Below are 13,226 nucleotides of genomic sequence, written 5' to 3' on the forward strand. Positions count from 1 at the left end.
ACATCTTCCCCCCCCCCGGGCGGGGCCCCCCCCCCCCCCCCCCCCCCCCCCGCTCCTGGCCGTTATCGCTACGCGCGGGAGGCGTTCAGGGTGCTTCCCCGTGTGCGTGGTTGGTAGGAGCCTGGGACGGTTTGTTGGCCTGGACCGAGGTCCGCTTGCGGCGCTTGGCTGCCGCGTTTTCCAAGCCGAGCTTTTTAGTTCTTCTTCGCTCCAGCCGTCGCGCGTGGCGCGGATGTAGGCCCGCTTGTCCTCGCGTTCGGCTTCGGCCAGCTGTTCTTTCAGGTCGACGATCCGCTGCCGCGCCTAGACGAGCGCGGTAACGGACTCGATCCGGGTGTCGAGCAGTTGCCGTGCTTTTTCCTGGGTGCTTTCAATGCTGATGGTGGCCATGGTTATACGTTAGGCCGTGGCGCCGACAAAGTCTCGAAGGTCAGCCCGGTGCGTCACCTATACACCCCGTTCCTGGGCAGGATGGGTTGAATGCGCGACCCGGCACTTAGGTGCGGTCCGCTCTGTGGTGAGTGCCTCCCTATGCGTTTTCCCTACCCCGTTTTCGGCACGCTCTTCGCGACTTGGCCGCGAAGTGAATCGGCCAGCCGGAGCGGTTGGTCCGTGGAATACCGGAGGGAGCGGAGCGAGCGGAGGATATGCCGCGAAAGCCGCCGGTGGAGACTTGCCGAAAGAAGGGCGGCCAGTACACTCACCCGCCGAAACAGAACGGCGGAGCCGTGAGAGATTCGAGCGCGCGACAGCGCACCTTTTTGATGCTTTAGGGTCAAGCCATCGCACTGGGTGCTGTAAGTCTGCAGCGAAGCAGGGCAGAGCAAGAAAATCACCCGCGGTTCGCGTATGGCCGGTCTCATGGTTTATCTCGCGTCGACGGATGCGGACAAGACGAAGAACGCACACACGGAGCCGCACCTGGTTGCCGGTGATGCGGCCATTATGGCGTGGTACGACGACGGGGTCCTGGACCACGCCGACGCCTTGGCGATCGCGAAGCATTTGGACCAGCCGCGCAAGGCCTACGGGATCGAGATCCGGCAAAAAGAATTCCGCTGGGACCAGGCAACAAAGCAACGGATAGAGAACGGATACAAGCAGGCCGACGTCTGGCACTGCTCCCTGAGCCTGCGCGCCGAAGAAGGCCCGCTGACGGACCAGCAGTGGGGCGACATCGCCAACGACTTCGTGGACGCGATGGGCTTCACCGAGACCAGCGGCAAGGCCCAGTGCCGGTGGGCCGCGATCAACCACGGCACCAGCGAAAACGGCAACCACCACATCCATATTGCGGTCTCCCTGGTCCGCGAGGACGGCACCAAAGCCTCCACCCACGGCGATTACAAACGCGCCCAGAAAACCTGCCGCGAACTCGAAGTCAGGTACGGCCTCGAGCAGCTCTCTACGGTGCACGCGACGAGGGGCTACGACCGGGCCGAGAAAGCCACCGCCATCAGGGAGCAGCGCGAGATGCACCGCGCGTCGCTGGCCCGCAAGGTCCGTGCCAGCGCCGGAGCCTCCGTGGCGGAGGCGGAGTTCGTCCGCCGGGCCCGCGACACCGGACTGCTGGTGCGCCCGCGGTTCGCGAAGAACACCACCGACGTCATTGTCGGGTACTCCGTCGCCGAGCGGCCGAAACCGGGGGAGCGGCCTATCTGGTTCGGCGGCGGCAGCCTTGCCTCCGACCTGAAGCTCGGTGCCCTGCGTGACGGATGGCCGGACTCCCCGCAGCTGGCGACGGAAGCTGCGGCCGAGTGGAACGCCGCTGCCCCCAACAAGCGCAAGGTGTCCAGGACCGGCCCGGAGAAGGCGGCACCGCCGGCACAGGCCTGGGTGGACTATACCCGCAACGCCAGGGCTTTGGCGGACCGGCTCCGTACTATCCCGCGTGATGATCACGCCACCTGGGCGAAAGCCGCCCACGAAGTATCCGGGGCCTTCGCGGCATGGTCCTACCGGCTCGAACCGGTCCCCGGGCCGTTGGCGGCCACCGCCGCTGAACTGTCCCGCACAGCACAGCTGCGCACCCCCAAAGCCCATGGGAAGCCCGCCGCCCTGCCGTCCATCGCCGGCACCGCCATGTTGTTCATGGCAGCATCCAGCAAGAACAAGACGGCAGCACAGACGGCGCTGATGGTGCAGCTGATCAACACCGCCTTCGCCGTGTACGAAATGCACGCCCAATCCGGGCGAACCCGGGAAGCCCAGCGCATCCGATCAGTGGTCGAGAACCAGCTGGCCCCCTTCACGGCAACTATGCCCAAGGCCGTACCAGTAGCAGCAGAACGGGAGCCCGCGGAAGCAGCAGTCCCGAGGGCAGTTGATATTGCGCGCCGCGGCATGGCCCCGATCCGTCCCGGCCCGGGGGTGCCCGCGACACCCACACCGGCAACAACGGCAAAGACCTATCAGCCCAGCCGCCGCGACACCGCACCGGGCCTCGACCGATAAGAATCACCCACTAGTGCAAGGGGAACACCTTGAATGAAGCAGACGGCATCGACGACTTTCTGGACAACAGCATGCGGCAATCACTGCTGATCGCCTCACGCATTGCCGAGACGCTGGCACGCCGCCGGCAAGAGGCCCAGCGACAGCAGGAACACCAGGACACCCAGGCCGCGCACGAGGCGCAGGCGCGGCTCGCGGCCGAGCGCAGCGCAGCACACGCAGCACTCGCCGCCGTACACAAGGACCAGTGGTGGGAGAAGGCGCAGCCAGCCGACATTGCCGCCGCCTATGCTGTCGCTAAGGGTTGGAAAGACCACGACCCCACTGCCTTGGCAGCGTCGGAGAAGATCCGTCATGAAGTCCTGACCCGGTACGGCATCGACACACACGACGCCGGTCCGGACACCGCCTACCTCGAATCCGGGATCGAAACCATCGCGGCCGAAAAGGCCCGGCAGGAGGAGCCGGCGCGCAGCCAGGAACAGACCCGCAAGGCCGCCGCAGAACACGAAAAAGCCATGCAGCTGCTCGCAGCGGCCCGCGCCGAAGAAGTCCGCGCACAGGCGGAGAAACTCACCCCTGAAATGGAGCGCCATCAAGTGCCCGTTGAATACCTAGCCAACCCCGAACTGGCCCAGGCCCTGCAAAAGGCGCACAACGCGCAGACCCCCACAGCTATCGCAACTGCCGAGACCGAAGTGAAGGAACGCATGTTCCTGATCGGCAAGGACGGGATCCACGGACCCCACATTGACCAGCTCCGCAAAGAAACCACCGCCAGCGTCAACGGCGCCGACGACTCGCACTTTCAGGATCCCGAATTCGTGAAAGCCGCCAAGGACCTGCACGAAGGCCAAGCTCCTGGCCGAGGGCGGGTTCAAGGGCTCCCTACGGGCGTCAATGGAACAGCGGTACGAGCGGGCCGAAAAGGAACTCTTCGCCCGCCTCGAAGGCGTCGGCCGCGAGATCGCGAACCGCGTCGCCCCATCGACAGCAGCCGGTTCCAAGACCAGGAACAGAAAGCAGAAACCGCGTCGGCAGCCGGTTACGGCTCAGCTGCACATCGCGAGAAGTTCGCAGAGTCACTGGAGAGCAGCGGGGCGACGGACAGCCAAGTCCGTGGCCGCCTGGCCTCAGCCCGGAGCGAAGGCACCCACCCCAGCGCGGCCGCCACCACGGGCAAAGGCGCAGCAAAGGCCGGCAAGTCCCGTACGGGGACAACTGTGGGCGCTGAGCGAAGCAAGGGCGGACTGTCCCGCTAGCAGGGAGCAGCAACAGGAAAGGGGATGTCACCGTTTGGGTGACATCCCCTTTCCATCTAATGAGCCACAATCCTGCAGTTCGGGCAGGGCTTCAGGTTCTGGCGGTAACCAGTCTCTTCGCATTACTGCCGATCCTCAATAACCCAATTCCGGTGCCCTGGTTTTCGCTGACGGAACGCCAAACGTGGTGGCTACGTGGAAGGCTTCGGGACAAGGCTCATGGCGTGCAGGTGCGCGTCCTCCCAGCCAAAGGCTGGCTGCAGCACCTGATGTAGCGGGTTCAAAGCTGTTCAGCCCGGACCTCATGCCCTCAAATCCCATACTCACGAATGCACTGCCAGCAGACTTGCGGCTAACCCCGCTAATGCGGAAGCCTTCAGAGGTAATGGAGAGTTGTGTACGCATCGTTGCGGTCTAGTTCCCGAGTGCTGACGGCCCCGGGTCAAATCCTAGCCGATGGTGGCGGCGACCTTGACGTTGATGTTGCCACGCGTGGCGTTGGAGTAGGGGCACACCTGGTGGGCCTGCTCAATAAGCTTGTCCGCCGCCTCCTGGTCCACGCCGCCAATTTCGACGCGTAGTACGACGCCCAGTTCGAAAGCCCCGCCGTTGACGGGGTTGAGGCTGACTTCAGCCGTCACGGCGGTTTCGCCGATGGTGACCTTGCTGCGGTTTGCCACCATCTTCAGGGCGGAGTGAAAGCAGGCGGCGTATCCGACGGCGAACAGTTGTTCCGGGTTAGTTGCTCCCCCAGCTCCGCCTAGCTCCTTAGGTAAGGCCAGATCAACGACGAGTTGCCCGTCGTTGGTGCGCGCCTCGCCGTTCCGTCCGTTGCCGGTTGCTGTAGCCACTGCTGTATAGAGAGCATCCATGGTTGTTGTCCTTCCTGTCGGGGATCCGGGTAACCCCCGCCCTCCATGTAGACTAACTAGTAACTCTGCCTACGTCTACCTACGGAAAATCCAGCCGTGCACAATGGAAACATGATGGCTCCGCAGCTTCCCGTCCGTGAACGCATCCTTGCTTCGGCCGCCCGTCTGTTCGACGCGAACAGCATACGGATGGTCAGCGCCGACAAAATCATTGCCGACGCGGGCATCAGCAAGGTGACCTTCTACCGGCATTTCCAGTCGAAGGACCATCTCGTCGTGGCATATCTGGACGGCCAACTCGAGCAGTTGATGGCTGCTGTGGCCGAAGCGCGGGCTGGGAAGCAGGATGCGTGCGCCGTTCTGCTTCATCTCGCAGCCGCATATGGTTCTGCCGCATGCAAGCCGGGGTTCCGCGGTTGCACCTTCATAAATGCGGCAGCGGAGTACCCGGGTGAGGATCACGTGGTGCGGGCAGCAGTCGAGCGCTACCGGACGTGGCTGCACGACGTGGTGCGCGAGCTCCTCGCGGACCTCGGCGTGGACCAGCCCGGCATCGTCGCGGACCAGTTGATCATGCTCCGCGACGGGGCGATGGTGCAGGGCTACTTGGGAAATCCGACCGGGGTGGCCGATTCCCTCGTCACGGCCGGCCGCGCCATCGTTTCCGCATCGGCGGGTGCTGCCGGCCTGACTCGTGAGCAGTGAGATGGGCGCGGGTCCTGCGGTGAAGACCCCCAAGCTGCTCGGACACTTCCAGGTGCTTCGAGCTGAACTCGGACGTTCAAATCGTTGCTCACTTCCACTAAGGTCTGCTTACCTCTTAGAGGAAGCCGGCGGGGTGGACTCAGCCAACGGGAGCAGTCAACAGGGCGGCTTCCGCATACACCTGCTGTTGCCAGGGACGCAGGTCGCGCAGAGCGGCATTGACGCCGATGATGCCGACGAGTCGGTCTTGTTCGCGGTGGGCGACAATGAAGCTGCCGTCGGCTTCAGAGCCAGCGACGATCTCGGTGTCATCGCTGTCGAGTACTACTCCGTGGAGTTGGATGCGGGTGTCGAACTGGTGTGACCAGGCGTACGGCACCGAGAAATATGCGTCGCCGCGGCCGCCGTCCAGCTCAGCTAGGAGCGTGCGCGCCGCATGCGCCCCTTGCTGCGTTGCGTTGGTGCGGTGTTCGACACGCATCAGCCGCCCATAGGCGGGATTGAACCACCGGGCGACGTCGCCGGCGGCGACGATGCCCGGTGTCGCAGAACAATCCGCGGCGCACAAGACACCGTCATCCAGCGGTATGCCGCTGCCTTCGAGCCACCACGTTGTCGCGACCGAACCGGTGCAGGCAACCACGACATCGGCTGCCAGGTATTCGCCGTCCGCGAGCTCGGCTCCTGCGGCGTCGACATGGGTGACGCGCACGCGAGAGTGTACGTCAACACCGTGCGCGGCGTGCAAAGAGGCAACATGGCGCGAGATCGGAGAGCCGAGGCGCGCCAGGAGACTATTGCAGGAGTCCAGCAAAGTCACCTTGCATCCCCTCGTCGCCGCGGCCGCGGCCAGCTCGGTGCCGAGAAAGCCTGCGCCAACGATGATGACGCGTGCCCCGGGCTGCAACCGTGAGCGCAGACGTTCCGCGTCTTCGAGGGTACGCAGCGTCAGCAAACCGTCGCCGTCGACGCGCAGGGGCTTGACTCCCGTAGCGATAACGAGGCCGTCGTAGGCGAGCTCTTCTCCGCCGTCGAGAGTAACGGTGCGGTGCGCCGCGTCGGCGGCAACCGCACGTCGTCCCGACAAGAAGGTGGCATTCAGCACCGCGAGGTCTGAGTCGGATCGAAGGCGCAGGCGCGCGGCATCCCATGATCCGTCCAGCGCCTGCTTTGACAGGGGCGGACGGTCATAGGGGGCGTGGGGCTCTTCACCGACAAGCGTGATGGCGCCGTCGAATCCCGATCGGCGCAGTTCTTCGGTGGCGGCCAAGCCGGCAGCGGCGGCCCCGACAATGACGATGCGGGTCATACGGTGACCAAGCGCAGAGCTGCAGCGGGGCAAAGTGTTACGGCTTCGCGGACGCCGGCAAGGGTTTCGTCGGCTGGCTCCTCGGAAAGCACGATCGCGATTCCGTCGTCGTTGCGTTGGTCGAAGACATCGGGGGCGACCATGACGCACAGGCCAGATGCCACACACCTGGGTTCGTCGAGTTCGATTCGCGCCGTCATAGGATCACCTCACGCGAGAGCGTCGTATGACGCGATGGTGGGTGGGTTGTTGAGCATGTCGAGCATGGGCGCCGAGTCGCTCAGGCCCGCGGCACGCATGTCGGCCAGGATTGCCGGCGCGGGGCGGGAGATCCGATAAACGGTGAGGTAGCGCGGCGGTTGTTCGCCAGCCTCGGTGCAAAATCGTTCGACGGCCTCGATGCCCGCTACACGTGCCCGAATCTCGGAGATGTGGATGTTGTCGTACCAGGCGTTGAACTCCGCCTCGTCGAGATTGGGGTGTGGCGTCGTTGTGACCAGCATTATGCCGGAATAGGTCGTGTCGTCCACGGAAGGCTCCTACGCGTCATCGGAAAGGTCGGATTTCGACAGCCTATCGTAAACCAATAATTTGCTCCAGAGCCTGTTCTCGCTACCATGGGGCCATGCCTACCGCAGTCGTCCGCATCCACTTCGCGTCCCCCGTCGAACCTGCCGCTTTCGAGAGGGGTGTGGCGTTTTTGCGTGAGCGCGGCATTCCCCTCGTCGAGTACACCGCAGTCGCCAGCGAGGAGGTGCTCAATGAGATCTCCCTGCTGCGCGACGAGGCCCAGCAGTGGACGCCCGATGACGCCGTCGCGCTATGCGCAGAGGCCTTCGGGGTGTCGGTACGGCGAGGCCCCGTGACCTACGTGAGTCGTGGCACCAACGCGGATGCCGAGTCCGTGCTTGCTCGCTTTGACCTTGACGGACGGGTTCGCCGAGAAACCGGCGATGACGGCGACATCGTCATTGTCACGGTGTCCGGCACTGACATGCGCCGCGTTCCCGAGAGCCGTCTGCACACCGCGCTGGAAGCAGCACTGAACGCTGAAGTGCGCATCGAGCTGGACGCTGCGGTCAACGCGGGTTGAGGAACCCCCGCAGCAGCGAGTTGCGTAAGAACCGGTGCGCCCGTTCGGGGCTGGCCCGGGCGAAATCCTCATATGGCACCCGACTGATGTAACGGATCTGCGGGCCGATTTCGGCGGGCGCGCCCAGCGGGCGGATAGACCCGGCTTTCGTGCCGCGCGTCAGCGTAGCTTCGAGCAGGCGCAGGCGCATATCGGTGCTCGCCCAGTACGATTTAAGCGCTGAAGTGGCCGGCGCCGTCGTCCGGGGATAGGCGAGCTTGACTATATCGCTCTCAAGGCGGAATCGACGCTTGGCGACGACCATGACGAATGCGAGTGCGTCGAGCGACTCTACCGCCGAGTCGCCTGCGGTCAGCACGGCGCGAACTGCGGCGTCCATATGGGCGTCGTACGCACCGAGGATGTCGCCGAGGAGTTCGTCTTTCGAGGCAACGCGGCGGTAGAGGGTTCCCATCCGTATCTGCGCGGCTTCGGCAATGTCACGCACGGTGGTTGCGTCGAACCCGCGCCGAGCGAACTCTGTCCGTGCCGCGGCCACAAGATGCTCGCGGCTGTTCGGCTCTGTTGCCTCTTCGAGCGGTCCCCAGCCGGCGATCGCCTCGCGCGCCGCAACCATGGCATCGCTGCGGTCGAGGTCGTCGTCGCTGGGAGTGTCGAGGGCGATGCCGTCGAGCAACATTGCGACGTGGAGGTCAGCGGTCGATCGAGGATGCGTGGATACTAACGCGTTGACAGAGCCGAAGAGAGTCAGGTTGCCCAGGGCGAACCGCAATAGGCCGACGTCTTGAGTGTCGGGCGCGGCATTGGGGACGAGGTCGTCAACCAGACGCTTCCATACGCGAGAGAGGCTGGAGGTCGTCGATTCGCGGGCCTGACTGAACCGTTCGGCGGCTGTGGTGGGTGCAGCGTAAGCGATGAGACGCAGTGCCGCGCGGTTTCGGGCGGATAAATCGGCAATGTCCTCTGCCGTCTGCGACAGGCGCGCGCGTGCGCCTGTCGCGCCGGGCGCATCGAGGCGGGCTAAGAGCGCCGAGGCGAGCTCGGAAGCCTCGCGTTCGAACTCAGCGACGATCTCGAGAGCGACGTCCTCTTTGGAAGCAAAATGGTGGTACAAGCTGCCCGGCAGGATGCCGACCGCGTTCGCGATGTCGGTTATCGTCGTCGATGAGTAGCCGGTGCCCTCGAACAGTTTCGCGGCCGCCTGCCGTATCTCCTCAGTGCGGCTGCCCGATTTTGCGCGCGCCCCCATGACCTCCTGTGGTGTATCCATCTGAACATTATCCCCGCTACACGAGCGGTTTGTACGGACCATCCTTGCCGAAACGCCGGAGCAAGAATTAGATTCGATGAAGTTGTTCCGAATCCAAGCGAAGGGATGCACAATGGCGCAGATCGAAGTCAACGGCGGAGTGGTCGAATATGAGCTCTTCGGAGCCGAGGGTGGCGACGTCGTCACCGTGACGCCGGGGGGACGCTTCAGCAAGGACTACCCCGGCGTGCGTCCGTTCGCCGAAGCGCTTGCGGAAGCCGGTAAGCGCGTGTTGATCTGGGATCGGCCCAACACGGGGCTTTCGGATGTGCAGCTGTACGGGGCCACCGAATCCCACATGCGGGCCGATACACTCGCGGCCATCGTGCGTGATATGAACCTCGGACCCGTGTTCGCACTGGGCGGTTCTGGCGGTGCACGCGACTCCATCGTCTTCGCCATCGAGCATCCCCAACTTGTGCGAAAGCTCGTGGTGTGGTCGATCGTCGGAGGTGCGTTCTCGTCAATGAGCCTGGCCGGTGTCTATGTGATGAACGAGATCCGCACCGTGCGCCGGCGCGGGATCGAAGGGGTGCTCGAGCAGCGGGGCCCCGCGGGCAGTTGGGCCGACCTGGTGGACGTAAACCCGCGCAACAGGCAGCGCCTGCGCGACATCGGCGCCGAAGAGTTCGAACGGGTCATGTGGCGTTGGCTCGAGGCGTATGTCCCCAAGGCGAACGAGTCTATTCCCGGTGTTCCCGATCACCAGATGCGCACCATTGCAGTGCCGACGCTCATTGTGCGCGGTGGCGAGAACGACATCGATCACCCGAAGCGCACATCGCTCGAGGTGCACTCGCTCATCAGTGGCTCGACATTGATCGACCCGCCATGGCCGGAGGATGCCTGGGAACGCGCGCAGGCAGCCCGCGATGCCGGTCACGGCAGCATCTTCGATCCGTGGATGGATGCGGTGCCGACGTTCCTCGACTTCATGGACGGGCGTACTCAGTGAGTGGGGAGCGGGGCTTGCTTAATCATGCGCGAAGCAATAGTTTGGTCCACATGACGATTGAATCGATCCAGACGGAGGCCGGTGCAGGCCTTCGCATCGACGCAAGTGCGCACGTGTTCTTCGCTTCCGACGCCGAGCTGCGTGAGTACCTGGGCGAGCCGTGGGCGAGCCGCGGATTTCCCACCCCGGATGTCACCCACAGTCTCCAGCTGGGCAACCGTTATGTGCACGGCTCGCAGCCCAGGCCCGACGCGCACGCCGGTTCCGACCCCGAGTTCGTCGGCAAAGTCCTCTTCGACGAGAAGGGTTTCGACCTCGCGATCCTGCATCCGATGACCGTCGGCGTCCTGCCCGACTGGCACCTCGAGTCGGCCATCCATGAGGCGACCAACCGCATGCTCGTGGAGCGGTGGCTTGACTCGGGCACCTACGCAGATCGGTTTCTCGGAACCATCCGTGTCAACCCGAACGACATCGACAGCGCCGTGCGGGAGATCCACCGATGGTCAGGTCACCCCAAGATCGTGCAGATCGGACTGCCGATGCAGACTCAGTCGCCCTACGGCAGGCCGCACTACAAGCCACTGTGGCGGGCCGCGATTGAGGCGGGATTGCCGATCGCCATCCACAACGAGATGGGTCAGGGGATCACGCATCCGCCGACACCGAACGGCATCACGCGGACGTACCAGCAGCTCGTCGGATTTCAGCCTCTGAACTTCGTTTACCACCTCATGAACATGATCGCCGAGGGTGTCTTCGAAGAGTTCCCTGAACTGAAGATAGTCTTTGCCGATGGCGCCATCGACATGCTCACCCCGATGATCTGGCGCATGGACACGTTCGGCCGGCCCCACCTCGAACAGACCCCCTGGTCTCCGAAGATGCCCAGTGACTACCTGCCCGGACACGTCTGGTTCGTCAACGGCGCACTCGACGGACCCGGCGAAGTCGACTTCGCGTCGGAGTGGTTGCGTATGACCGGCAAGGAAGACATGCTCATGTTCGGTTCGAGCTACCCCGACTGGCAGACCGCGACCATTGAATCGCTGCCATCGGGATGGACCGCCGAGCAGCAAGAGAAAGTGCTCTGGCGCAACGCCGCTGAGCTGTACGGCATCCGCGTTCCGGCGAACGTGTGACCGACGAAGGAGACGGCAAATGACACAGACTGAGATCCCCGGGACGTCGACGACGACCTCCGTGCGCGTTGTGGACTGCGACGTGCACCCCACACCACGCCGCGGTGCCCTCATGGAGTTCCTCGACCCGAAGATCGCCCGCGAAGCGAAGCTGAAGGGCCAAGGGGCCGAGAACGGCCTCTACTACGACCCGCCGGACTATCACCATTCCAAGGCCATGCGGGTGGATGCGTTCCCTGACGACGGTGAGTTCGCGTGCTCGGACCCCACGCTCGCGTTTCAGCAGCTTGTGCTTGACTCGGGCTCGGACCTCATCATGCTCGGCCCGACGAGCGGCGGTATGGGCGACACCGACGAAGAGGTGACCGCCATGGCCGCAGCCACCAACCTCTGGCAGGATGCTGCCTGGCTTAACAGAGAGGACAACTGGCACGGACGCTTTTACGGCTCCATCTGCGCCAACATCACCGAGCCCGAGCGCGCGGCACTCGAGATCGAACACTGGGCCGGCCACGAAAAGTTCAAGCAGGTCCTCATCCATGCCGAACCCCGCCCCTCCTGGGGACACCCGAAGTACGACCCGATCTGGGCAGCGGCGGTCAAGCACAACATCCCGGTTGCCTGCCACCTGGGCCGTGGCAAGCATAATCTGCTGCCGATGAGCCCCGTCGGGTTCATGACGTACAACCACGACTTCATGGTCACGTACTCGATGCTCGCCGCCAACCAGGTGATGAGCCTCATCTTCGACGGTGTCTTCGAACGGTTCCCGACCCTGCAGATCGTGTTCATCGAGCATGCCTTCAGCTGGATCCTCCCGCTCATGTGGCGGATGGATTCCATCCATGCGGCACGGGGCAACGAGACCGGTCTGAGCAAGGAACCGTCGCAGTATGTGCGGGACAACATCTGGTTCACGACCCAACCGTTGGACTACCCCGAAGACAAACTCGAACTGACTCGCGCTTTCGAGTGGATGCAGGCCGACAAGATGATGCTCTTCTCGTCGGACTACCCCCACTGGACTTTCGACGAGCCCCGTTGGCTCGCCAAGCACATTCCCGATCAGATGCGGGATGCCGTGATGTACCAGAACGCCCTGGACCTGTTTGGCCTGCCTTCGCAGGTGCCGGCGCTCCCCGGACAAGTGAAGGCCTTCTGATGACCAACAGCGAACTGGCTCACGGCCGCGAACACGTCGTGGCCACTGTCGATGAGATCCCCCCCGGAGAGCACAAGGTTGTCCCGATCGGCCGCTATGGAGTCGGGGTCTACAATGTGCGGGGCTCGTTCTACGCCATCGCGAATTATTGCCCGCACGAGGGCGGCCCGCTGTGTGTAGGGCGCACCCGCGGAACGAACGTCGCCGACGAATCGCGCCCCGGCGGGGCACGGGAGACCCGCGAAGGCGAGTTCATCTACTGCCCATGGCACCAGTGGGGCTTCGAGCTGGCGACGGGGACGACGGCGGTGAAGCCCGAGTGGAGCATCCGCACCTACCCGGTGCGGATCGATGGTCATCAGGTCGTGATCACCGCGTGAGCGCCACGGCCGAAACCACATGGACGATACCGGTCGACCGATACCCAGGCCTCACTCCCCGACTGCTGAATACAGAAGGGGTGGAAGGCATCGGCGAATACCTGGCGGGAGGCGGCTATGCGCTGCTGCGAGACCCGGGCGCGCTGCTCGACCAGGTTGCGGCGGCAGGCCTTCGCGGCCGGGGAGGGGCGGCCTTCCCGCTCGCCCGCAAGATCCTCACGGTGCGCGGTGGACCCGCGACCCCGATCCTTGTCGCTAACGGTGAAGAGGGTGAGCCGTCCTCCGCTAAAGACAAGTGGCTCATGTGTCATCGCCCGCACCTTGTCCTTGATGGAGTGCGGCTGGCTGCAGCGATGATCGGTGCGCAACGGGCGTATGTGTACATCTCGGATGCCGCCGCCGCCGACAGCATCGAACGCGCTCTCGAGGAGTTCGACTCGGAGGGGTGGAACGAGCTGCGCGTCGAGGTGCACCTCGTCGAACCCGCCTACGTCGCGGGGGAGGAGACAGCCGCGGTGCGCTCGATCAACGGGGGCCCCGCACTGCCGTCGGACAAGCCGCCGCGCCCGTTCGAGCGCGGTGT

At 64.3% G+C, this 13,226-nt stretch carries 14 protein-coding genes and 1 pseudogene; 10 read left to right on the forward strand and 5 right to left on the reverse strand.

What is annotated here, in order from left to right; all coding sequences use genetic code 11:
• Window positions 1-861 precede the first annotated feature (861 nt).
• From RIF85_RS11230 to RIF85_RS11240, 3 genes are read left to right on the forward strand one after another with little or no spacing between them, the layout of a single operon-like run.
• Window positions 862-2,454: a relaxase/mobilization nuclease domain-containing protein gene (locus RIF85_RS11230; protein ID WP_309071990.1), complete on the forward strand. Its 1,593-nt coding sequence runs from the start codon at window positions 862-864 to the stop codon at window positions 2,452-2,454.
• 29 nt (window positions 2,455-2,483) lie between these two features.
• Complete coding sequence (locus RIF85_RS11235) at window positions 2,484-3,716, forward strand: hypothetical protein (protein WP_309071991.1); 1,233 nt, start codon at window positions 2,484-2,486, stop codon at window positions 3,714-3,716.
• Between the two features lie 59 nt (window positions 3,717-3,775).
• On the forward strand, window positions 3,776-3,991 hold the full coding sequence (locus RIF85_RS11240; RefSeq protein ID WP_309071992.1) for a hypothetical protein: 216 nt from the start codon (window positions 3,776-3,778) through the stop codon (window positions 3,989-3,991).
• A 174-nt stretch (window positions 3,992-4,165) separates the two neighbouring features.
• Here the strand turns inward: RIF85_RS11240 and RIF85_RS11245 are convergent, their stop codons facing one another.
• The gene (locus RIF85_RS11245) at window positions 4,166-4,588 is read right to left on the reverse strand and encodes an organic hydroperoxide resistance protein (RefSeq protein ID WP_309071993.1); all 423 of its coding nucleotides are present in this window, start codon (window positions 4,586-4,588) and stop codon (window positions 4,166-4,168) included.
• 111 nt (window positions 4,589-4,699) lie between these two features.
• On the opposite strand from RIF85_RS11245, the gene RIF85_RS11250 reads away from it, so the two are divergent.
• Window positions 4,700-5,293: a TetR/AcrR family transcriptional regulator gene (locus tag RIF85_RS11250; protein ID WP_309071994.1), complete on the forward strand. Its 594-nt coding sequence runs from the start codon at window positions 4,700-4,702 to the stop codon at window positions 5,291-5,293.
• Between the two features lie 139 nt (window positions 5,294-5,432).
• Here the strand turns inward: RIF85_RS11250 and RIF85_RS11255 are convergent, their stop codons facing one another.
• Genes RIF85_RS11255 through RIF85_RS11265 form a run of 3 tightly spaced genes read right to left on the reverse strand, consistent with a single transcriptional unit; the run spans window position 5,433 to window position 7,132 of the window.
• Window positions 5,433-6,602 (reverse strand): FAD-dependent oxidoreductase, encoded by a 1,170-nt coding sequence (locus RIF85_RS11255; protein ID WP_309071995.1) that lies wholly within the window; start codon window positions 6,600-6,602, stop codon window positions 5,433-5,435.
• The gene (locus RIF85_RS11260; protein ID WP_309071996.1) at window positions 6,599-6,802 is read right to left on the reverse strand and encodes a ferredoxin; all 204 of its coding nucleotides are present in this window, start codon (window positions 6,800-6,802) and stop codon (window positions 6,599-6,601) included. The genes RIF85_RS11255 and RIF85_RS11260 overlap by 4 nt, the downstream gene beginning before the upstream one ends.
• 9 nt (window positions 6,803-6,811) lie before the next feature.
• Complete coding sequence (locus tag RIF85_RS11265) at window positions 6,812-7,132, reverse strand: hypothetical protein (RefSeq protein WP_309071997.1); 321 nt, start codon at window positions 7,130-7,132, stop codon at window positions 6,812-6,814.
• A 95-nt stretch (window positions 7,133-7,227) separates the two neighbouring features.
• Here RIF85_RS11265 and RIF85_RS11270 point away from each other — a divergent pair, with 95 nt between their 5' ends.
• On the forward strand, window positions 7,228-7,695 hold the full coding sequence (locus RIF85_RS11270; RefSeq protein WP_309071998.1) for a hypothetical protein: 468 nt from the start codon (window positions 7,228-7,230) through the stop codon (window positions 7,693-7,695).
• Here the strand turns inward: RIF85_RS11270 and RIF85_RS11275 are convergent.
• The gene (locus RIF85_RS11275) at window positions 7,682-8,965 is read right to left on the reverse strand and encodes a TetR/AcrR family transcriptional regulator (protein ID WP_309071999.1); all 1,284 of its coding nucleotides are present in this window, start codon (window positions 8,963-8,965) and stop codon (window positions 7,682-7,684) included. The two genes, RIF85_RS11270 and RIF85_RS11275, sit on opposite strands and share 14 nt — an antisense overlap.
• A gap of 112 nt (window positions 8,966-9,077) precedes the next feature.
• Here RIF85_RS11275 and RIF85_RS11280 point away from each other — a divergent pair, with 112 nt between their 5' ends.
• From RIF85_RS11280 to RIF85_RS11300, 5 genes and pseudogenes are all read left to right on the forward strand, one after another.
• Complete coding sequence (locus tag RIF85_RS11280; RefSeq protein WP_309072000.1) at window positions 9,078-9,959, forward strand: alpha/beta hydrolase; 882 nt, start codon at window positions 9,078-9,080, stop codon at window positions 9,957-9,959.
• A 50-nt stretch (window positions 9,960-10,009) separates the two neighbouring features.
• Entirely contained in the window at window positions 10,010-11,101 is a 1,092-nt protein-coding gene (locus RIF85_RS11285) for an amidohydrolase family protein (RefSeq protein ID WP_309072001.1), read from the forward strand.
• A 19-nt stretch (window positions 11,102-11,120) separates the two neighbouring features.
• On the forward strand, window positions 11,121-12,263 hold the full coding sequence (locus RIF85_RS11290) for an amidohydrolase family protein (RefSeq protein WP_309072002.1): 1,143 nt from the start codon (window positions 11,121-11,123) through the stop codon (window positions 12,261-12,263).
• A complete protein-coding gene (locus tag RIF85_RS11295; RefSeq protein WP_309072003.1) occupies window positions 12,263-12,643 on the forward strand; it encodes a Rieske 2Fe-2S domain-containing protein in 381 nt (126 codons plus the stop codon). The genes RIF85_RS11290 and RIF85_RS11295 overlap by 1 nt, the downstream gene beginning before the upstream one ends.
• Window positions 12,644-12,723: 80 nt before the next feature.
• A pseudogene (locus tag RIF85_RS11300) lies at window positions 12,724-13,226 on the forward strand (hypothetical protein); the annotation flags it as partial.

Origin of the sequence: Arthrobacter sp. (assembly GCF_031179385.1) — a bacterium.
GTDB lineage: Bacteria > Actinomycetota > Actinomycetes > Actinomycetales > Micrococcaceae > Arthrobacter_D.